The following is a 19,909-nucleotide window of genomic DNA, read 5'->3' as shown; positions in this document are numbered from 1 at the left end:
CCCTTGTCGGGTTTGGTAACAAAATACGGGGATGATCGGTTTCGACGATGTTAGTCGCGACAGGTGAAGCGGGCCGAGGATGCAGAATTATCTCGTAAACGCTGTCTGCAAACCAATAAGTGCCGAATCTAAGCGCACTGACTTCGCTCTCGCTGCCTAAGCAGTAAGACAGTCCGTCAGCCCGGGGTTGCTATCGCCCCGGTTCCTGGCGTCATTTAGATAGCCACTGCTGTTTGCCTTCGTCATCGAGGTAAACGGGACTCTTAGATGACTGGGCCCGGATCAGCTACCTGTTTGCAGGATGGCTGGGGCCGAGAAAATCCGACGCAAACTGCGCCCGGAGAAGCCCTGACAACACGACATCGGACGGGGGTTCAATTCCCCCCATCTCCACCCCATGGAATGGCCCCTGGACCCTCGCGGTCCGGGGGCTTTTCTGTGCCCCGAAGACGATCCGAAGACGATCCGTTCACCGTAGGCGTACTGCGCCAAGGACTACCTGTGCGGCGTCCGCCGTTGAAGTGGGTAGGCGCATTGCCGCATGGACGGCCACAACGCGCTTGTGAGGCAGCGGGAGGCACAAAATGAGCATTGAGCCGGAATTCGTGATGCAGGATCCGGAGGAGGGGCAAGCGCTGGATGCCTACTCGCAGGTGGTTATCCGGGTAGCTGAGTCAGTGACACCGCATGTTGCCGCCATCGAAATGATGAGTACGGGCCGCCGGGGACAGGTCCGCGTTGGCAGTGGCTCGGCGGTGGTTTTCACCGGGGACGGCTACATGTTGACGAACGCCCACGTGGTGGCCGGTCTCCAGTCCGGGCGGGCGGTCTTCGCCGATGGGAAACAGACAGACGTGGAGCTGGTGGGTGCGGATCCACTGTCTGACCTCGCAGTCGTACGAGGCCTTAAATCCACCCCGCCCCCGGCACTGCTGGGCGACGCCGATACCTTGCGCGTAGGCCAACTGGTAATTGCCGTCGGCAATCCGTTGGGACTCGCAGGCTCCGTCACAGCTGGCGTGGTGAGTGGCTTGGGAAGATCCATTCCTGTCCGGGCGGGTGAGCACCGGAGGGTTATCGAGGACGTCATCCAGACCGACGCAGCGTTGAACCCGGGCAACTCGGGAGGCGCACTGGCCGATACCAAGGGCCGCATCGTGGGGATCAATACCGCCGTTGCAGGACTGGGACTGGGACTGGCGGTGCCCATCAATACAACAACGCAACGAATCATCGCGTCCTTGCTGAGGGATGGCCGGGTGCGTCGCGCCTATCTGGGGCTGGTCAGCACGCCAATTCCGCTTGACGCCAGCGCCGTGGTGCGGACAGGCCAGAAGGAAGGACTACGGGTAGTGGAGGTCATCGCGAATTCCCCTGCCGAACAGTCCGGTCTGCAGTCAGGGGACCTGGTGCTCCGCGCGCAGGGCAGGGCGGTGTCCAGCGCGGAAAGCCTGCAGAAGTTGCTGTTCGAGGGGGCCATCGGCCAGCCTTTCCCGCTGACGGTCCTGCGCGAGGGGAAGACCGTTCAGCTTACGGCCTTTCCGTCGGAGATGAGCCAGCAGTGATGCAGGCTAGGCCTGGTTTTCCGGGACGTCCACGACGCCGACAAAGCGGCTGCCCACGCCCTCGTACTCGCTCCTGACCTCGCCAAGGAACAGCTTGGGCAGTTCACTGTTCCGGTGGGATCCGCAGTAGACAAACGAAAACTCCGGCCACCATTTCTTGGGACGGACGGCCTCGGAATAGCCGCACACGGCACATGTAAGGTGCACCCAGACAGGACGCTTGCCGGTCCGGTTCGCCCGGGATTGCACCAGCCACGCAGGAGGATTGTCCTGCAGGTCCCGGAGCTCAGCCTCGGAGAGTCGGGACGGAATGCCGTGGCGTTGGGCCATTTCCATCGGAATATCAAGGGCCAAAGCGGCATCACGTCTGCTGATCACCATTCAACGATACGGGACTTACCGGGCGTAGGCTGTGCACATGACTGACGCCCCTGTCCTGTTGCCCAGCACCCCACTGCAAAAACGGGTGCTTGTGGTGGCAATCGTGGCCTCGTTCATTGCCATCCTGGATGGATTTGTGGTGAATCTCGCACTTCCTGCCATCAACCGGGAACTCGGCGGTGGTCTGGTGATCCAGCAATGGGTTGTGGATGCGTATCTCTTGACGCTGGGTGCGCTGATCCTGGTGGCCGGCTCGTTGTCCGATCATTTCGGACGCGCACGGATCCTTGAGTGGGGCCTGGCTGGCTTCGCAGTGACCTCGATGCTCTGCGGGCTGGCGTGGACCGGCGAAGTCCTGGTGGTTTCCAGGGCACTGCAGGGGATCGCAGGTGCCCTCCTGGTGCCAAGTTCGCTGGCCATGATCATCACTTCATTTTCCGGACCCGCACAGTCCAAGGCCATCGGCCAATGGTCGGGATGGACCAGTGCGGCGGCAATTGTCGGTCCGTTGATCGGTGGCGCCGCCGTGGACCTGTTGTCCTGGCGCGTCATCTTCTTCATCAACGTGATTCCGGCCGTCGCCATCTGGCCTGTGCTGGCCGGTCTTCGCGCCTCGGACGCTGCCAGGGACAGGACAAAGCGGATCGACTATCTTGGCGCCTTCCTGGCAATGGTGGGCCTTGGCGGTCCAGTCTTCGCTTTCATCGAACAAGGCCGCATGGGGTGGGGGAGTCCCCAGGTTTGGCTGCCTCTGATAGTGGGTGTGCTGGCCATGGTCCTCTTCCTGGTCCATGAAGGCCGGGCCGCGGAGCCCATGTTGCCCCTGGGCTTGTTCGCCATCCGCAATTTTGGCTGGGGAAACGTTGCCACCCTGGCAATTTACGCCGGGATATCTCTGGGATTTTTCGTGCTGGGCATCTACCTGCAGCAGGTGGGAGGGCTGGGTGCCACCGTGGCGGGGATGGCTCTGCTTCCGGGAACGGTGATCCTGATGGTAGGGGCCTCCTACTTTGGCGGCCTTGCCGGCAAGTACGGCCCCCGCTGGTTCATGACTTTCGGCCCGGTGCTGTGCGCCATCGGTTTCCTGATGTCCCTGTCAGTGCAGGAGCCGCTCAATTACTGGACGCAGGTCCTGCCGGGCCAAATTGTCTTTGGCGTGGGGTTGGCCACGCTCGTGGCTCCTTTGACGGCCGCCATCCTGGGCGCGGTGCCGCCGTCGGACGCCGGGATCGGCTCCGCCGTCAACAACGCGGTTGCCCGCATCGCCGGTCTTGTTTCCATCGCTTTCGCTGGCGTGATAGTTGGGCCCGTTTTTACCAGGCAGGGTCTCTACAACGCTTTGGTGGTTACAGCGGTCCTGTTCCTGACCGGGGCGGTGGCCTCCGCCGTCGGAATCCGTAACCCGCCGCGCCAAGCGGCCGCGGCCGCCGACCGGGAACCGGGGGAAGTAGCCGACGACGGCGGTGCGGCCGGGCAGTTGGGCTGACCTTGGGTGCCGCGAAGGTCAGCGGGACGGAAGCACGCAGCCTTGGTGGGTTCCGGCGCTCTGGACCCAGAGGGCTGAGGCGACTTCGTCCGCGAGATCGAACTCGCGGCCTTTGGCGCCGCTGCCTATCCGGACCACGAGCGCACCCCCGAAGGGCTTGCGGCCCACCACTTCGACGGGGGCGTCGAGGGCGATGTTTTCCGCAGCGAGGTACCGGAGAAGATCGGGGTTCTCGTCGCTGATGCGGGTAATGCGGCCCGAATGGCCTTGGTCGAGCTCGATCATGCGGTAGGCGTGGGGCAACTCCACGGTCCCGTCAGCCGACGGGATGGGGTCACCGTGCGGGTCTCGTTCGGGATGGCCGAGTTTGGCAGCCATGCGTTCGATGAAGGTGTCGGAAACCGCGTGTTCGAGCATTTCGGCCTCATCGTGGACTTCGTCCCAGCTATACCCAAGCTCTTCCACGAGGTACGTCTCGATGAGGCGGTGCCGGCGGACCATGGAAAGGGCCAGGCGCATCCCTTCCGGGGTCAACCGGATCGCGCTGTACGGCTGGTGGTCCACCAGGCCCTGGTCCTTGAGTTTGCGCACCATTTCGGACACTGAGGAATTGGCTACCCCAAGGCGCAGGGCAAGCTGGGAGGACGTGATCGGCTTGTCCTGCCACTCCGTGTAGGAGTAGATGACCTTGACGTAGTCCTCGATCGAGGAGGAGGGCGTACTGGTCTTCACACCCCAAGCCTACCGTGGCGCGGCGCCGGGACCCTTGAATGCCCGCCAGGTCTGCGTCAGGTAGGGCAGCGGCACAGTCTCGCCTGGCGCATGGCCGAGGTGTTCGTAAAGGTACCACTGGAGGTTGCCCATGACTTTGGTGCGTGTGGCTTGGTTGGCGCGCAGGTAGTAGCTGCGCGACTTGGTCAGTTCCATGATGTCCTCAGGAGTGAGCGGATCCTCCCATGTGGTGAGGTGACGTTCAAGTCCCCGGAACTCCGGGCCGATGACTGGCCGGAATCCAGGCTTGTGGACGTCTCCTGCATGCATGATGCGCGAGAGCCGGTGAACCCAGGGAATGGAGGTGTCCAACTGGTTCCAGATCAGGCCCAGTACACCGTGGGGGCGAAGGATCCGGGCGATCTCGGTGCTCGCGGCATATGGCTCGCACCAGTGCCAGGCCTGGGCAACGCTGACGACGTCGAATGCTGAGTCCGCCAGTCCAGTTGCCTCGGCCGTTCCCTCCAGCGCGGTGATACCCGGATGGGTTTTGCGCAGTTGCTCCAACATGTCGGTGGAAGGGTCGACGGCGGCGACCTCAAGTCCGCGCGCGGCAAGGAGCGCAGTGAATTTGCCCGTACCCGCACCCACGTCCGCCGCTGTCGTTGCACCGCCGGGTACGAGCCACTCCACGGAGTCCACGGGATAGCCGGGCCGCACGCGATCGTAGTGCTCTCCGCCGTCCTGGAAGCTCTGGCCAAGTTCGTGGCGGCGGGAGGCATGGAGTTTCGGGCCGCCGGGGCCGGCCGGACCCGGAATTCCGGGTGCGCCGTTCGGTGAGCGCAGGGACACGCGGAACTCCTTCACAGGGTAGCCAAAGTTACCCTACGAATTTACCGCCTGCGTGCCGCGGCAGGGGTCCGCGGTGCTTAGTCAATCGTGCAGGGAGCCGCTCCGGCCGTCCCGGGGGTGTTGGGTGCCCACTCGGGGTAGCTGCGGTGGTCGTTGGCGGGGACCCAGCGGCCCTCGTCCACTACGTAGTCCCAGCCCAGGCCGTTGCGCTTGAGTTCCTCGATACCGGCCAAAAGCCTGGTGGCGTCCTCCAACCGGGAGCCGACGCCAAAGCTCGCACGCAAGGAACCTGACGGGAGCCCGAGCCGCTTCAACAAGGGGTGGGCGCAGAACCGTCCGTCGCGCAGGCCCACGCCGTGTTCTGCCGCGAGGTAGGCGGCGACCAGGCCGGCGTCGAATCCCTCCACGGAGAAGTTGACCACGCCGATGGTGTCGTCGGAATCGCTGAAGATCCGGTGGACTGTTACGCCGTCGATGGCTTCCAGACCGTCCACGAGATAGCCGCGGATACCCGCTTCGTGGGCGTGCCAGGCATCCTGATCCAGGCCGGCGAGGACTTGGGTGGCGCGGGCGAGTGTCGCCGCACCCAGGACGTTGGGGGAGCCGCCTTCATGCCGTGCCGGACCCGTGGCCCAGCTGACGGAATCCAGGCGGGCTTCGCGGACAGCGCCGCCCCCAGCCAGGTGCGGGACGCCGGCGTCGAGCCAGTCAGGGCGACCCACCACTACGCCTGCACCAAACGGTGCATAGAGCTTGTGACCGGAGAAAACGATGTAATCGACGTCTGCCTCGGTGATGTTGACCCTGCGGTGCGGAGCAAGCTGGGCGGCGTCCACCACAATCCGGGCACCGTACTGGTGCGCCAGGGCGGCAAGCCTGGCTATCGGCAGGATCTCGCCGGTCACGTTCGACGCACCGGTTACCGCAAGCAGGCTGACGCCCCCCTGCGCCAGTTCGGCCTCGATCTTCTCCAGCGTGCCCGTCAGGGTAGGGGCAGCGACGACGCTGCGGTGCGGGACGCCTTGCCACGGCAGGAGGTTCGCGTGATGCTCAATGTCCAGATACAGGACCTCGCCGGCGTACTGGCCATCAACTTGCGGAAGGCAGCCGGCCAACAGGTTCAACGAGTCCGTGGTGTTCCGGGTGAAGATGACGGAGTCATCGGCCCGTCCGCCCACGAATTCGCGGACAATGTTCCGGGAATTTTCGTACACCGAAGTGCTGATTTGCGATGCGAAGCCGGCGCCGCGGTGAACGCTGGCGTAGTACGGCAGGACCTCATTGAGATACGCCGAAACGATGGTCAGGGCAGGAGCCGAGGCACCGTAGTCAAGGTTGGCGTAGCGGACGTGGCCACCCTGGATCAGTGGCGCCTGCAGTTCCGCGCCAGTGACGGCGGCAAGGGGACGGGCAGCCACTGCCGCAGTTTCGTCAACGAAGGACGGAATGATGTTTGAGTTGAACGTGACAGTGCTCATGGGACCTCACTCAAGAGGGACCCCCGCAGGGGGATCCGCGCTTGCCGCATCCGTTCCGGACCGGCCCGGTCGTCACCCGGGGCACCCCACCGCGAATGGAGGGTTGCCGGCCAGCAAACCGGGGTTTAGCGCTGGCACTCGTGACCTGTAAAAAAGGCTAAGGCACGCCCATGGGGCCTTACAAAGCGAAGGAGTTTTGTTAAGCGCTTTGTTACGCGGGATTGCCAATCGCGGTCTTTTGCGAATAAAGAACGGCGGATGCCCGCCAGAGTGGGCATCCGCCGTCGAAAATTCGGCAATCCGGAGTTTTGCCGGGTTCAGGCCTGCGGCTGGAGGAGGTCGTCCAAGCCGGGATTGAGGCGCTTCAGCACTTCCGAATGGAGGATGGAGTTGGTGGCGAGGGCGTTGCCCCCAAAGGGCCCGTCCTCACCTTCCAGGGAAGTGAAGCGTCCGCCCGCTTCGGTGACGATGGGCACGAGTGCAGCCATGTCGTAGAGATTCAGTTCCGGTTCGCAGGCAATATCCACTGCGCCTTCGGCTACAAGGCAGTAGGACCAGAAGTCGCCATAGGCGCGTGTGCGCCAGACGTCTTCGGTGAGGCCCATGAATTCGTCCAGGTTGCCCCGCTCCTTCCAGCCGGACAGGCTCGAGTACGACATCGAAGCATCGGCCAACCGCGAAACGTTGGACACTTTGAGTCGCGTTGCCGAAGCAAGGGACCGACCCATGTAGGCGCCCATGTCTTTGGCCGCCCACCAGCGCTTGCCCAGCGCCGGGGCGCTTACGACGCCGACTACGGGTTCGCCTTCGTCGACGAGGGCGATCAGCGTTGCCCAGACCGGCACGCCGCGAACAAAGTTCTTTGTCCCGTCGATGGGATCGATGATCCAACGGCGCGAACCATGGCCGCTGCTGCCGAATTCTTCCCCCAGGACGGCATCGCGGGGACGCGAGCGTGACAACTGACCGCGGATGGCTTCTTCGGCAGCCTTGTCCGCATCTGTCACAGGGGTGAGGTCGGGCTTGGTTTCGATCTGCAGGTCCAGTGCCTTGAAGCGATCCATGGTCTGGGCGTCGACGGAATCGGCGAGGACATGGGCAAGGCGCAGGTCGTCGTTGTAGGTGGAAGCGGGTTGGGTCATGCCACCAAACTATCCTGAAACACTGGCCACAGCGGGGACGTTAAGGCGGAACCGTCAGTTTTCCAGTGTCCTCAGATAACCGTGCCCAGCTCTTTCGCTTCCTTGGCTTCCAGGCGTGGGTCCGCGCCCAGCAGTCTTCGCAGCGACGCCAGGCGGGCCACCCCTGATGGACCCGCGTGGCCTTCGATGACCCACGCGTCCAATCCGCAATTCACTGCCGTTGCGTCGTGCTTGCAGCCACGCTCGCACGCTTCGGTTCCGGGCTCGAGGTCGGGGAAGGAATGCAGGATCCGGTCCGGATCCACGTGGGCCAAGCCGAAGGAACGGATGCCGGGGGTGTCGATGATCCAGCTTCCGGAAGGAGCATCCGCAAGCTTGAGGGCCAGTGCCGAAGACGATGTGTGCCTGCCGCGGCCGGTTACGGCGTTGACGCCACCCGTAGCCCGCTCAGCGCCGGTCAGGGCGTTGACCATGGTGGACTTGCCAACGCCGGAGTGGCCCAGCATGACGGTCACTTTTCCGCCAAGGTGGGCCCTGAGCTGTGACACGGCCTCCCTGTCCAAGCGGGCCGATAAGCCGTCATCGGAGCGGGCATCAATACCGCCTGCTTCAGAGTCGGCAGTGCGGCTGATAATGACCGGGAAATCCAGGCTGAGGTAGTTCGCCAGCAATTCGCTGGGATCCTTGACGTCGGCTTTGGTGATCAGCAGCAAAGGCTCAATGCCGGCGTCGTACGCCGCAACAAGGGCGCGGTCGATGAATCCGGTCCGCGGTTCCGGATTTGCGGCTGCAACCACCACCACCAACTGGTCGGCGTTGGCCACAACTACACGTTCGATGGGATCGGTGTCATCGGCGCTGCGTCGCAGGAGGGTCCTGCGTTCTTCTACCCGAACCAAGCGTGCCAAGGTGTCCGGAGAGCCGGAGACGTCCCCCACCAGTGCCACGAAGTCGCCAGGCACTACGGGATTTCGGCGTAGCTCCCTGGCGCGGGCGGCGATGATGATGCGCTCGTTGGGGGTGTCTTCGTCCACGATGGCGCGGTAGCGTCCGCGGTCAACGGTGATGATGCGCCCGATGACGGCGTCGTCGTGGCTGGGGCGGTCCTTTGTCCGTGGCCTGGACCCCTTTTTGTTGGGTCGGATCCGGACGTCGGATTCGTCCCAGGAACGTGCGTCTCGGCCCATGGTCAGTTGCTGGTCCCATCCGTGGCGGCGGTCTCAAGCATCCGCGCCCACATGTCCGGGAATTCGGGCATGGTTTTGGAAGTAGTAGCGATGTCTTCCACCTGGACGCCCTGGACAGCGAGGCCGAGGATGGCTCCCGCAGTTGCCATCCTGTGGTCGGCGTAGCTGTGGACCACCCCGCCGTGAAGCGTTGCCGGGCGGATCACCAGGCCGTCAGCGGTCTCTTCCGCATCCCCGCCAAGCCGGTTGATCTCGGCAACAAGGGCCGCAAGGCGGTCGGTTTCGTGTCCGCGCAGGTGGGCGATTCCCGTCAACCGCGACGGTCCCGTGGCCAGTGCGCACAGAGCGGCAACGGTAGGGGCCAGTTCGCTGGTTTCGTCAAAGTCCGCGCCCTTGATCGAGGCTCCGCCGGTTACGGTCAATGTTCCGTCGTGAAGACTGACGGTAGCCCCCATTGCAGCCAGGATACTCCGCCACATATCTCCTACCTGGGTAGTGCCCGCGGGCCAGTTGGGGATTCGGACCGTGCCGCGGGTGGCCAGCGCAGCAGCCAGGAACGGCCCGGCATTGGACAGGTCCTGCTCTATGCGCTGGTCGAAAGCCTTGATGGTCCCCGGAGATACCCGCCAGTGGTTGGGCACGGAGTCATCCACTGTGACACCTACGCTGCGGAGGACCTCCACAGTCATGGTGATGTGGTCAAGGCTGGGTACGGGTTTGCCCACGTGCTCCAAATGGAGGCCCTCCGTGAAGCGGGCACCAACCAACAGCAAGGCTGAAACGAATTGGGACGAAGCGCTGGCATCGATGACCAAGTGGCCGCCGCGTACCTCGCCGGTGCCTTCCACGGTAAATGGAAGGGCCGACGGCGTCCTGCCGCCTTCTGCTGCGACCGGAACTCCCAGGGCAAGCAGTGCTTCGATGATGGTGCCCATGGGGCGGTTGCGTGCATGGGGGTCACCGTCAAAGACGGTGGCTCCGCTGCGCAGCGCGGCCAGCGGAGGAACGAACCTCATGACGGTGCCGGCCAGGCCGCAGTCGATCGAAGTTGTTGAGCTGGAGGCCGAGGGATCCAGGGGAGTGATCTCCAGGTCCGGCCCGTAGTCACCGTCACCGGGTACCTCGGTGACGGTGGCACCCAATTGCCGGAGGGCCTGGATCATCAGGGCCGAATCACGTGAATGCAGGGGAGCCCGAAGCCGGGAGGGACCATCCGCCAAAGCTGCCAGCACCAGGAACCGGTTGGTCAGCGATTTTGAACCGGGCACTGTAACGGTGGCATCCAGCGGTCCCTTGGCATACGGGGCCGGCCACAGCGGGAGGCTGGCGGCTTTGCCTGGTTCGGATGTTGCGGCGGTGGTACCTGTCATGCTTCCTTATGCTCCAACTGCGTTGTCTACGGCCTTGCGGACTGCTTTGTCGGCCTTCTTGATTTGCTTGCCAGTGACCTTCCTGGCGTCGGCCGCAAGGTGCTCGGCCCGCCAGGCAATGCTTGGGCGGCCTTCGGTATCCACGGCGGCCAGCAGCACGCCACCGGTCAGGGAGATGTTCTTCAGCAGCTGGGCCTTCCGCGCGCTGCGCCCTTCCTTGGTGCTGATATCGGCAGAACGCCACTCAACATAGGAATTCAGTGCCGAAGTCAGGGCCAGTACCGTGGCTGCGAACCGGGAAAGTCTGCCCAAACCAAGCAAGGCGCCTGCGCCGAGCTGCGCACCACCCAGAACCCGGGCGAGGGTCTTCTCGTCGGTTTTGAAGGGAAGTGATTCAGAGGCGCGTCGGAGGACCGGCGAAAGTTGCTTCGCGGTGTCGTCCGCGTTCTTCAGCTTGTCCAGGCCTGCTACGACGAAGCTGGACGCGAGCATGGGCCGCGCGAGAAAACGGATAAAAGACATGTCTTGCCTCCTGGATGGCTTGCCACACTGTTCGATGAGTGTTGTGTTCAAGGGGTGCAGTCTGATCTAGTCTTGCACTTTTGCGGAATATTTACCCAGCGGCGGCCGTTGTGAGTTTCAGGTACGGTGACGACCGTACTGCGGCACGGTGTTGCCGCTCGCTGAACGGAGTTGGTTTTTTGACTTTGGTGAAGGACCGCATGGTTCTGCCGGAGACCGGGTACGGTGTGCAGCCGGATTCTCCCAAGCTGACAGTAGACTTGGCAACGATGAGCACCATTGAACCGGCCGCAGCGGCCATGTACGAAGCAGCCGACGCAACGGACGACGACAACGCCCCGGCAGAAGCCGCCGTCGACATTGCGGCGGAGAGCCCGGAGCAGCGGCGCGAGCGTTTCGAGCGTGACGCCATGCAGTACGTGGACCAGTTGTACTCCGCTGCCATGAGGATGGCGCGGAATCCTTCCGACGCGGAAGACCTCGTCCAGGAGGCCTACACCAAGGCGTTTTCGGCTTTCCACCAGTACAAGCCCGGCACCAACCTCAAGGCGTGGCTGTACCGGATCCTGACCAACACCTACATCAACCTCTATCGGAAGCGGCAACGCGAGCCGCTGCAGTCCAACTCGGACACGATCGAGGATTGGCAGCTGGCAAAAGCCGAATCGCATACCTCGGCGGGTTTGCGGTCGGCCGAAGCCGAGGCGCTTGACCACCTGCCCGATTCCGACGTCAAGAACGCGTTGCAGTCAATCCCGGAGGAGTTCCGCTTGGCTGTCTACTTCGCGGACGTTGAGGGATATGCCTACAAGCAAATCTCGGAAATTATGAACACCCCGATCGGCACTGTCATGTCGCGGTTGCACCGCGGCAGGAAGATGCTGCGGGACATGCTGGCGGACTATGCCGCCGAACGGGGCTTCAAGGCCCACACCGATGATCAGGCCGCGGCCGGAAGCAACAATCAGGAGAAAGAGAAATGAGCGACTGCCAGGGATTGGGCGATTGCGACGATACGCGAATGCAGCGGATCTATGAGTACCTCGATGGTGCGTTGACCCGTGAGGACCTCACGGAGATCAAGCAGCACCTGGATACGTGTGAAGAGTGTGCCGAGCAGTATGACCTTGAATGCCTCATCCGAACCATGGTCAAGCGCTCGTGTACCGAATCCGCTCCCGAGAACCTCAAGAATTCCATCCTGGACAGGATCCATTCCATCAAGCCCGTTGATGCCTGATCCAAGTACTGGTTCGGCACAACCTGGACTTGGGCGGACTTAACGCCAAGGGCCCCGGAAACCGCATGGTTTCCGGGGCCCTCGCTCTTAAGCCTTTGACGCTAAGCCGTTGGCTTAGGTGTTGGGACGCTTGCCGTGGTTCGCGCCGCCGCGCTTACGGTCACGACGCTTACGTGCACGCTTGCTCATAGCTGGCCTCCTTCAATGATTGATACTCAATAGAGCTGCCCTCCAGTTTCGCACATCCGGGTGCCGCGCCGCGAACCGGGAGGCGCCTGCGCAGCAGGTCAGGGTGCCGCGGCGCAATTGTTCACTCAATTCCCGGCTCAACTGTTCAGTGAATTCCTGATGGAGATGCGGGCCTGGTCCAGGACCGCGCGGACGGTCTCCAACGCTACCGGCGTCAGGGGACTGGAAGCTCCGTGCTGGCGCAACTCCACGCGGATGTCGTCGCGGAAGGCCTGAACCATCAATTCAGCTTCCTTCAGGATGCGCTGGCCTTCCGGTGTGTAGCCCGCTGTGCGGCTGCGAAAAGCGGCCGAGGCGGCGTTGGTGCGGGCCGCTTCGGCAGTGGCAGCCAGATCGGCGCGAAGGCCGCGCATGTTGCTGCGGATGTCCTCCCGCAGGTTATCCGCAAGCCGCCTGACGGAAGCAGAGATGGTATCTTCCACGTCCGCCAGTTCCTCCCTGCGGCTGTCCAGTTCGGCACGTCCCGCTGCGGTGATGGAATACTTGGTGCGGCGGCCCTCGGTCTCGGTAGCTACGAGGCCTTCTTCTTCCAGTTTGCCAAGGCGGGGATAAATGGTGCCGGCGCTGGGGGAGTAGGTTCCACCGAAGCGTTCACCGAGGGCTTTAATCAGTTCGTAGCCGTGCTTGGGACCGCTTTCCAGCAAGGCAAGCAAATACAGGCGCAAGGCACCGTGGGCGAAAACGGGAGGCATCAGAGACCCGCTTCCCCTGGCGACTGCTGGCTGCCGTCCGATGCCGGCGCTGATCCGTGGATGATGTACGTCTTTCCCGACACGGTGTTGGTGCGGACCAGCATGAGCCGCTCGTCAGGACCCACGATGGTGTGGACGTTGCTGCCGGGCTGGGCGTACATCTGGTCATCGATCACCACCGTTCCGCTGGCCGATTTCGCCACGATGTCCAAACCGACATTGTGGGGGAGCCGAATGGTGAGGTCGCCGGAAACGGAGTTGGCACCAAGATCGTTCGTGTAATCCTGGAGGTCGAAACTGAGGTCGCCGCTGACGGTGCTGGCACGGACGCTTTTGAACGTGCCCGAGGCCGTGACTTCGCCCGAGACGCTCTTGGCGGTCAGGACGCCGTCGTGGTTCCTGGCGATGACCTCGCCGCTGACGGTGTTCACATGCAGTTGGCCGGTGGTGCCGTCCGCCAGGACCGAACCGGAGACTGTGTTGAGGCGGGTGCGGCCGCTGATACCGGACACCATGCCGTCGCCGCTCACGGTTCCAGCCTCGACGTCGACGCCGGGCGGGAGCGCGATTCCGACCACCACCGAGTTGGAACTTGTGTTGTTGACGGTTCCCATCAGGTTGCGGAACCAGCCCTGCGGGCCCTGAAGCTGGTGGCGTACTTCAAGGCGTCCGTCAACGAGCGTCACCGTCAGGGGGTCGCCGGTGATTTCGCTGATTTCGATGCGTACAAAGGGTTCGTCGTGGGTGACGACGTCGAAGCGGCCCTTGACGATGCCCAGCTTCAGGGAGCGGACGTTGTCCACTTCAATTGTTTGCGGGCCCGTCACGGTCCAGAGTTCGTCTGACATGATCCCTCCAAGTTGCGATATATCGCGTTGATGGAATCACGATATATCGCGTCTCGCCGAAAGGCAATGGTCATCGCCGGATCAGGCTGATGCGCGGTAGACCTTGGCGATCAGCGAACGGGCGATGATCACCGCGGGATCGCGGCCGTCCGCGGCGGGCGCAAGGTTGGTCCAGACAACCAGCGTGACCTGGTTGCCCGGGTCGCTGCCCATGAAGGTGTTGAATCCAGGCAACTCGCCCGTGTGGCCGTAGAGGTTTCCGAACTTGGCAATCCCCAGGCCGTACAAGGCCCCGTCTGGCTTGTCGGGGTTGGTAGGAGTGACGCTGTCGAGCCGTTTCTGCTGAAGTTCAGGATTGAGCAGCTTTCCGTTGGCAAGGGCTTCGCCCAGGATCTTCAGGTCCTCTGCCGTGGAGATCCCCGAGCCGGCAGCCCAGGCCCAGGATGGGTTGACGTCGGTGACATCGTTGGGTGCCAGCGTGCCGGCCGTCGCCTCTTTCTGCATGTCCTCCGGAAGGGCAGGGTTCGACATGGTCAGCACGTTATCGCCGTAGAAATACCCCCGGGGGTGTGGATCAGGGATGCTGCTGGAAGACGCGTCCGGAAAGATGGTTCCCTTCAAGCCCAGGGGGTCAAAGATGCGTTCCTTGAACAAGTCGCCAAGTGGCTTTCCCTCGACCTTTTCGGCAATCAGGCCCAGAAGCACTGTGTTGGTGTTGGAGTAGTGGAAGCCTTGCCCCGGTGCAAAGTAGGGCGGATGCGCAAAGGCAAGGGTGAGCAGCTCTTCGGGGTTCCACGCCTTTTGCGGTTGAGTGTCCATAGCCGAGTTGAGCTCAAGCGTTTCGGTGTAGTTGAACAGACCGCTTCGCATGGTCAGCAACTGGTCCATGGTGATGGCCCCGCCGTTGGGGACATCCGGGCGGTACTTGGACACGGGGTCGGCCAAGGCCAGCTTGCCCTCCTGCACCAATTGCAGGATCACAGTCGTGGTCCAGGTCTTGGTGACGGAACCTACCCGGATGTGGTCCTCCGTCGAGACCGGCTGGTCGCTGCCGCGCACACCCGTGCCATACGAAGCCGAGAGGTTGCCGTCAGGGGTCTGCAAAAGGACCACGGCGCCGGGCACCATGACCTCTTTGGCGGCCCGTTCGAACTCCGAGCGCAACATCCCGGCGTCGAAGGTCTGCAGGGCAGCGGACGCCGAGATGGAGGCGCCGGCAGAAGTACTTGACGACGCCGGAGGTGCCGGTGGAGGGGAACTGCAGGAAGTTGTGGCTGCTACGGCGGCAATAACAGCTGCTGCCAGCGGTGCTCTGACAAAATCCTGCACGTTCCGCGTCATGGCTACTCCGGTTGGGCGATGTTAAGCCACTGGAACCAGCCGCGGTGCAGGACCAGCCACGCAATTAATCCGTAGCCTGCCTGGCCCGGTGTTCCCCCATTGGCTGCGAGGTCCGTCCTCCACTGCTCATGATTGAGCAACGGGGAGAACGTGTCAACGTAGTGATGGTTCCGTCGTGTGGTGACATCGGCAAAGGCCGTGTTGAGCTCGGCCAGCCGCTTGTTGCGTACTGGGTCCAGCGTTGGCGGTGGCCCCACCACGAAAACCTCGACGCTGCTGTGGGATGCACCATCAAGGATGTTGGCCAGATTCAACCGGCTCCGCGCCGTCGACAAGCCAAACTCAAGGTCACGTCCCGAAAGGCCGATCACCAATCTGTTCTCGTGGGTATCGCTGAAACGCCTGCCGGCTTCGTCCTGCCAGCGGGCGGCCAGGCCCTCCGTACCTTCCATGGGGCAGGGGAGCGGAAAGCTTTCCACCACGACGGAGTCCTGGGGTGTGCGGGCCAGGACTCGTCCGAGCCAGCCCAGGGCGCGGGGATCCCCCAGGCCCGCGAGCAGTTCATCTCCTACAGCTGCAATACGCAGCTTCCTGTCTTCCACGGTTACCTCTTCACACTCGTTACGGTCCTTGCACACTTTTTCGGATCATCGGCCGGTTTTAGGGACCGGGTACCTGTCCCATTAAACAGAACTGCCCGGCCTGAGGCGTGCTTATCGCTCCTCAGGCCGGGCAGTTTCGTTTTACTTACGCTCGAAAGCCTGCTTGATCAGGGCATCCTGTTCAGCGGCGTGGCGCTTCATGGAACCGGCAGCCGTGGAGGCCGAAGCCGGACGCGACACCAAGCGGAGCTTGCGGTCGAGCTCCGGTGCCAGGTTCAGGCCCATGAACGGCCACGGACCCTGGTTGGCGGGCTCGTCCTGGGCCCAGACGACGTCCGCGTTGGGGTACTTGGCGAGTTCGGCGTCGATGTCCGCCTTCGGCAGCGGGTACAGCTGCTCCACGCGGATGATGGCCGTGGAGGTATCACCGGACTTCTGGCGGTTGGACAGGAGGTCGTAGTACAAGCGTCCCGAGACCAGGATGACCCGGTCCACGTTTGCCGGCTGGACTTCCGGATCCCCAATAACCGGCCTGAAACCGCCCGTGGTGAAATCTTCGACGGCGGAAGCGGCACCCTTGAGGCGCAGCAACTGCTTGGGTGTGAAGATGATCAGCGGCTTGCGCGGACGGCTGTAGGCCTGGCGGCGCAGCAGGTGGAAGTGCGACGCAGCGGTGGTGGGGTTGGCCACGATCATGTTGTCTTCGGCGCACATCTGCAGGAAGCGCTCGATGCGTGCCGAGGAGTGGTCCGGGCCCTGGCCTTCGTAGCCGTGCGGGAGCATGAGCACCAGCGAGGAGCGCTGGCCCCACTTCTGCTCAGCCGAGGAGATGAACTCGTCGATGATGGTCTGTGCACCATTGACGAAGTCACCGAACTGGGCTTCCCAGAGGACCAGTGCATCCGGTCGTTCCACCGAGTATCCGTATTCGAAGCCCATGGCTGCGTATTCGGACAGCAGGGAGTCGTAGATCCAGAGCTTGGCCTGGTTGTCGGAGAGGTTGCCAAGGGGCAGCCATTCGTTGCCGTTGGCGCGGTCGTGGAACACAGCGTGGCGCTGGACGAACGTGCCACGCCGGGAGTCCTGCCCCGCCAGGCGCACGGGTACGCCTTCCATGATCAGCGAACCGAATGCTGCGATCTCGCCGAAGCCCCAGTCGATGCCGCCTTCGCGGGACATCTGCTCGCGCTTCTCCAGGAGTTGCTTGAGTTTGGAGTGAACCGTGAAGCCCTCGGGGATTTCCAGGTGTGCCTTGCCGATGCGGGCAAGGGTCTCCGTGGAAATCGCCGTGGACGTGGGGGCGTTGGTACCGAAATCTGCCTGCTGGGCAATGGGACGCTCGATGTCCGAGACGGCCGCGGAGTCCGCAGTGATGATCGGGATCGGGGAGGTCTGGGCCGCGTGCGTCTCGGCGAAGACACGCTCCAGGCGTTCCTGGTAGTCGCGGAGCAACTGCTCTGCTTCTTCCTCGGTGATGTCGCCACGGCCAATCAGCGACTCCGTGTACAGCTTGCGGACGGAGCGCTTGGCTTCGATCAGGTTGTACATGAGCGGCTGGGTCATCGAGGGGTCATCGCCCTCGTTGTGGCCACGACGGCGGTAGCAGACCATGTCGATGACGACGTCCTTGTGGAAACGCTGACGGAACTCGTAGGCGAGCTGCGCAACGCGCACCACGGCCTCGGGGTCGTCGCCGTTCACGTGGAACACCGGTGCCTGGATCATCTTGGCAACGTCCGTGGAGTACGTGGACGAACGCGAAGAGGACGGTGCAGTGGTGAAGCCAACCTGGTTGTTGACGATCACGTGGATGGTGCCGCCGGTGCGGTAGCCACGCAGCTGCGAAAGGTTCAGGGTTTCTGCCACCACGCCCTGGCCCGCGAAGGCGGCATCGCCGTGGACCATGATGGGCAGGACCGGGAAGGACTCGCCCTGGTCCAGGCGGTCCTGCTTGGCGCGGACGATGCCCTCAAGCACGGAGTCCACGGCTTCCAGGTGCGACGGGTTCGCGGCGAGGTAGACCTTGGTCTGCTTGCCGTTGTCCGAGGTGAAGGTGCCTTCGGTGCCCAGGTGGTACTTGACGTCACCGGAGCCCTGGACTGAACGGGGGTCCTGCGTGCCTTCGAACTCGCGGAAGACCTGTGCGTAGGTCTTGCCGGCGATGTTGGTCAGCACGTTGAGGCGGCCGCGGTGGGCCATGCCGATGGCGACCTCGTCCAGGCCATCGTCGGCAGCGTCGGAGATGACGGCGTCAAGCAGCGGAATGAGCGACTCGCCACCTTCGAGGGAGAAGCGCTTCTGCCCCACGAACTTGGTCTGCAGGAAGGTCTCGAAAGCTTCTGCGGCGTTGAGCTTGGAGACGATGCGCAACTGCTCTTCGCGGCTCGGCTTGGAGTAGGGGTGCTCCAGCTGGTCCTGGAACCACTTGCGTTCGGCAGGCTCCTGGATGTGCATGTACTCGATGCCCGTAGTGCGGCAGTAGGCGTCGCGGAGCACGCCGAGGATGTCGCGGAACTTGAGCTGGGGCTTTCCGCCGAAGCCACCGGTCGGCCACTCGCGGTCGAGGTCCCACAGGGTGAGGCCGTACGTGAGGACATCGAGGTCCGGGTGCTTGCGCTGGACGTACTCCAGGGGATCGGTGTCAGCCATGAGGTGGCCGCGCACGCGGTAGGAGTGGATCAGCTGCTGGATGCGGGCAACCTTGTTGATCTCGTCGGCAGGATCCACCTGCAGGTCCGGGCTCCAGCGAACGGGCTCGTACGGAATGCGGAGGGCTTCGAAGATCTCGTCGTAGAAGTTCTGCGCGCCGAGCAGGAGCTGGTGGACTAGCTTGAGGAATTCACCGCTGCCCGCACCCTGGATGACCCGGTGGTCGTAGGTGGAGGTCAAGGTGAGGATCTTGCTGATGGCGTTCTGGGCGATGATCTTTTCGCTTGCGCCCTGGAACTCCGCCGGGTAGTCAAGGGCGCCGACGCCGATGATGGCGGCCTGGCCCTTGGAAAGGCGCGGAACCGAGTGAACGGTGCCGATGCCACCCGGGTTGGTCAGCGAAACCGTGGTGCCGGCGTGGTCGTCAGCTGTGAGCTTGCCGTTGCGGGCACGCTTGATCAGGTCCTCGTAGGTGTGCCAGAACTCCGCGAAGTCCATGGTCTCGGCCTTCTTGATGTTGGGAACCATCAGCAGGCGGGTGCCATCGGGCTTGGGCATGTCGATTGCGATGCCGAAGTTGACGTGCGCGGGCTGCACGGCGCTCGGCTTGCCGTCGATTTCGTCGTAGTAGACGTTCATGGACGGGAACTGGGACAGCGCACGGACAACGGCGTAACCGATGAGGTGGGTGAAGGACACCTTGCCACCGCGGGCACGGGCAAGGTTGGAGTTGATGACAACGCGGTTGTCAATGAGCAACTTGGCCGGAACTGCCCGGACGCTGGTTGCGGTGGGCACTTCGAGGCTGGTGACCATGTTGGTGGCAATGGCCTTGGCCGGACCGCGGAGGACGGAAACGACGTCCTCTTCCGGCGCCGTCGGGGCCTTGTTGCTCTTGGGCAGCTGTGCAGGGATCGGCTGTGCAGTGGTGCCGGCGGCGGGCTTCTTTGCACCGTCCCTGGCGACTGTTGCAGGTTCTTTCTTCGCCGGAGCGGGGGCTGCAGGAGCCGCAGGAGCTGCGGCCGGTGCTGCTGCAGGGGCCGCCGGCGCCGGTGCCGGTGCCGCTGCAGCCGGGGCTACGACGGGAAGTACTTGGGTAGGGGGATTGGCAGCTGCTGGAGCTGCAGAGGTTCCGTTGGAAGAAGTGCCGTCAGCGGAAGCAAAGGATTCGAAGAGCGGCCACCACTTGGTGTCCACCGAATTCTTGTCCTGTTGGTACCGCTCGTACAGTTCGTCAACGAGCCACTCGTTTCCGCCAAATTCCTCTGGTAGACGGTGGCTGGGCTGCTCTGGCACTTGAAATACGCCTCTTCCATGAGTGTTGTTTTCCCGCTGGCCAAAGTTGCTTTTCCGCAACAATGGGACAGGGTCCGGGTCCCGCGAACTCAGACCCCTGACAGTCTAGTTAGGATCGTTGGTTAACTGCCAATAGTGGTGACCTAAATCATGCTGCTGCTGTCTTAGTGGCCAGACTCTTCCTTTTATGGCGAACTTCTTCTCCCTGAGGTGGATCATGGGTGCCGGACTGTAGACTGAACTCCTTATGGACAGTAAATCTAGGTGCCGGCCTGGGATCTGTCGGGGGAGCCAACCT

18 protein-coding genes, 1 other RNA gene and 1 riboswitch are annotated in these 19,909 nt (G+C 63.1%); of the genes, 5 read left to right on the top strand and 14 right to left on the bottom strand.

Annotation, left to right across the window (positions count from 1 at the left end; genetic code table 11):
- The first annotated feature begins 27 nt into the window (after positions 1-27).
- Positions 28-396: a transfer-messenger RNA gene (gene ssrA, locus PJL15_RS10620) on the top strand.
- Between the two features lie 188 nt (positions 397-584).
- The gene (locus PJL15_RS10615) at positions 585-1,565 is read left to right on the top strand and encodes a S1C family serine protease (protein WP_281451109.1); all 981 of its coding nucleotides are present in this window, start codon (positions 585-587) and stop codon (positions 1,563-1,565) included.
- A 6-nt stretch (positions 1,566-1,571) separates the two neighbouring features.
- Here the strand turns inward: PJL15_RS10615 and PJL15_RS10610 are convergent, their stop codons facing one another.
- Entirely contained in the window at positions 1,572-1,946 is a 375-nt protein-coding gene (locus PJL15_RS10610) for a hypothetical protein (RefSeq protein ID WP_281451108.1), read from the bottom strand.
- A gap of 31 nt (positions 1,947-1,977) precedes the next feature.
- On the opposite strand from PJL15_RS10610, the gene PJL15_RS10605 reads away from it, so the two are divergent.
- Positions 1,978-3,432, top strand: coding sequence for an MFS transporter (locus tag PJL15_RS10605; protein WP_281451107.1), 1,455 nt, complete (start codon positions 1,978-1,980; stop codon positions 3,430-3,432).
- Positions 3,433-3,450: 18 nt separating this feature from the next.
- Here the strand turns inward: PJL15_RS10605 and PJL15_RS10600 are convergent, their stop codons facing one another.
- From PJL15_RS10600 to PJL15_RS10570, 7 genes are all read right to left on the bottom strand, one after another.
- Positions 3,451-4,164, bottom strand: a complete 714-nt coding sequence (locus PJL15_RS10600; RefSeq protein WP_281451106.1) for a metal-dependent transcriptional regulator — start codon at positions 4,162-4,164, stop codon at positions 3,451-3,453.
- 9 nt (positions 4,165-4,173) lie between these two features.
- Positions 4,174-4,995: a class I SAM-dependent methyltransferase gene (locus PJL15_RS10595; RefSeq protein ID WP_281451105.1), complete on the bottom strand. Its 822-nt coding sequence runs from the start codon at positions 4,993-4,995 to the stop codon at positions 4,174-4,176.
- Positions 4,996-5,072: 77 nt separating this feature from the next.
- Positions 5,073-6,473, bottom strand: a complete 1,401-nt coding sequence (locus PJL15_RS10590) for an aminotransferase class V-fold PLP-dependent enzyme (protein ID WP_281451104.1) — start codon at positions 6,471-6,473, stop codon at positions 5,073-5,075.
- 32 nt (positions 6,474-6,505) lie between these two features.
- Positions 6,506-6,619: riboswitch (SAM riboswitch) on the bottom strand.
- 171 nt (positions 6,620-6,790) lie between these two features.
- Positions 6,791-7,615: a histidinol-phosphatase gene (gene hisN / locus PJL15_RS10585; RefSeq protein WP_281451103.1), complete on the bottom strand. Its 825-nt coding sequence runs from the start codon at positions 7,613-7,615 to the stop codon at positions 6,791-6,793.
- Positions 7,616-7,686: 71 nt separating this feature from the next.
- Entirely contained in the window at positions 7,687-8,802 is a 1,116-nt protein-coding gene (gene rsgA / locus PJL15_RS10580; protein ID WP_281451102.1) for a ribosome small subunit-dependent GTPase A, read from the bottom strand.
- Positions 8,803-8,804: 2 nt separating this feature from the next.
- Positions 8,805-10,172: a 3-phosphoshikimate 1-carboxyvinyltransferase gene (gene aroA / locus PJL15_RS10575; RefSeq protein WP_281451101.1), complete on the bottom strand. Its 1,368-nt coding sequence runs from the start codon at positions 10,170-10,172 to the stop codon at positions 8,805-8,807.
- Between the two features lie 6 nt (positions 10,173-10,178).
- On the bottom strand, positions 10,179-10,694 hold the full coding sequence (locus tag PJL15_RS10570; RefSeq protein ID WP_281451100.1) for a DoxX family membrane protein: 516 nt from the start codon (positions 10,692-10,694) through the stop codon (positions 10,179-10,181).
- A 179-nt stretch (positions 10,695-10,873) separates the two neighbouring features.
- Here PJL15_RS10570 and PJL15_RS10565 point away from each other — a divergent pair, with 179 nt between their 5' ends.
- Complete coding sequence (locus tag PJL15_RS10565) at positions 10,874-11,677, top strand: sigma-70 family RNA polymerase sigma factor (RefSeq protein WP_348651485.1); 804 nt, start codon at positions 10,874-10,876, stop codon at positions 11,675-11,677.
- On the top strand, positions 11,674-11,934 hold the full coding sequence (gene rsrA, locus PJL15_RS10560; RefSeq protein ID WP_018776387.1) for a mycothiol system anti-sigma-R factor: 261 nt from the start codon (positions 11,674-11,676) through the stop codon (positions 11,932-11,934). Before PJL15_RS10565 ends, rsrA begins: the two co-directional genes overlap by 4 nt.
- 114 nt (positions 11,935-12,048) lie before the next feature.
- Here the strand turns inward: rsrA and PJL15_RS22710 are convergent, their stop codons facing one another.
- From PJL15_RS22710 to PJL15_RS10535, 6 genes are all read right to left on the bottom strand, one after another.
- Complete coding sequence (locus PJL15_RS22710; protein ID WP_369299106.1) at positions 12,049-12,123, bottom strand: 50S ribosomal protein bL37; 75 nt, start codon at positions 12,121-12,123, stop codon at positions 12,049-12,051.
- Between the two features lie 137 nt (positions 12,124-12,260).
- The gene (locus PJL15_RS10555) at positions 12,261-12,875 is read right to left on the bottom strand and encodes a PadR family transcriptional regulator (RefSeq protein ID WP_281451099.1); all 615 of its coding nucleotides are present in this window, start codon (positions 12,873-12,875) and stop codon (positions 12,261-12,263) included.
- Positions 12,875-13,723, bottom strand: coding sequence for a DUF4097 family beta strand repeat-containing protein (locus tag PJL15_RS10550; RefSeq protein WP_281451098.1), 849 nt, complete (start codon positions 13,721-13,723; stop codon positions 12,875-12,877). The genes PJL15_RS10555 and PJL15_RS10550 overlap by 1 nt, the downstream gene beginning before the upstream one ends.
- 81 nt (positions 13,724-13,804) lie before the next feature.
- Entirely contained in the window at positions 13,805-15,064 is a 1,260-nt protein-coding gene (locus PJL15_RS10545) for a serine hydrolase domain-containing protein (protein ID WP_281451097.1), read from the bottom strand.
- A 2-nt stretch (positions 15,065-15,066) separates the two neighbouring features.
- Positions 15,067-15,666: a GDSL-type esterase/lipase family protein gene (locus PJL15_RS10540; RefSeq protein ID WP_026540104.1), complete on the bottom strand. Its 600-nt coding sequence runs from the start codon at positions 15,664-15,666 to the stop codon at positions 15,067-15,069.
- Between the two features lie 141 nt (positions 15,667-15,807).
- On the bottom strand, positions 15,808-19,611 hold the full coding sequence (locus PJL15_RS10535) for a multifunctional oxoglutarate decarboxylase/oxoglutarate dehydrogenase thiamine pyrophosphate-binding subunit/dihydrolipoyllysine-residue succinyltransferase subunit (RefSeq protein WP_281451096.1): 3,804 nt from the start codon (positions 19,609-19,611) through the stop codon (positions 15,808-15,810).
- Positions 19,612-19,909 lie beyond the last annotated feature (298 nt).

It is taken from the genome of Paenarthrobacter nitroguajacolicus, from assembly GCF_029952445.1.
GTDB lineage: Bacteria > Actinomycetota > Actinomycetes > Actinomycetales > Micrococcaceae > Arthrobacter > Arthrobacter nitroguajacolicus_B.
The sequence above is the reverse complement of the archived record's forward strand: the minus strand, read 5'-3'. Positions and strand labels throughout refer to the sequence as shown.

What these genes read in the sequence shown, in the direction of transcription:
- PJL15_RS10615 (WP_281451109.1), top strand. Translation starts at nt 585, where the DNA reads ATGAGCATTGAGCCGGAATTCGTGATGCAGGATCCGGAGGAGGGGCAA.
- PJL15_RS10610 (WP_281451108.1), bottom strand. Translation starts at nt 1,946, where the DNA reads ATGGTGATCAGCAGACGTGATGCCGCTTTGGCCCTTGATATTCCGATG.
- PJL15_RS10590 (WP_281451104.1), bottom strand. Translation starts at nt 6,473, where the DNA reads ATGAGCACTGTCACGTTCAACTCAAACATCATTCCGTCCTTCGTTGAC.
- hisN (WP_281451103.1), bottom strand. Translation starts at nt 7,615, where the DNA reads ATGACCCAACCCGCTTCCACCTACAACGACGACCTGCGCCTTGCCCAT.
- rsgA (WP_281451102.1), bottom strand. Translation starts at nt 8,802, where the DNA reads ATGGGCCGAGACGCACGTTCCTGGGACGAATCCGACGTCCGGATCCGA.
- aroA (WP_281451101.1), bottom strand. Translation starts at nt 10,172, where the DNA reads ATGACAGGTACCACCGCCGCAACATCCGAACCAGGCAAAGCCGCCAGC.
- PJL15_RS10570 (WP_281451100.1), bottom strand. Translation starts at nt 10,694, where the DNA reads ATGTCTTTTATCCGTTTTCTCGCGCGGCCCATGCTCGCGTCCAGCTTC.
- rsrA (WP_018776387.1), top strand. Translation starts at nt 11,674, where the DNA reads ATGAGCGACTGCCAGGGATTGGGCGATTGCGACGATACGCGAATGCAG.
- PJL15_RS10555 (WP_281451099.1), bottom strand. Translation starts at nt 12,875, where the DNA reads ATGCCTCCCGTTTTCGCCCACGGTGCCTTGCGCCTGTATTTGCTTGCC.
- PJL15_RS10550 (WP_281451098.1), bottom strand. Translation starts at nt 13,723, where the DNA reads ATGTCAGACGAACTCTGGACCGTGACGGGCCCGCAAACAATTGAAGTG.
- PJL15_RS10545 (WP_281451097.1), bottom strand. Translation starts at nt 15,064, where the DNA reads ATGACGCGGAACGTGCAGGATTTTGTCAGAGCACCGCTGGCAGCAGCT.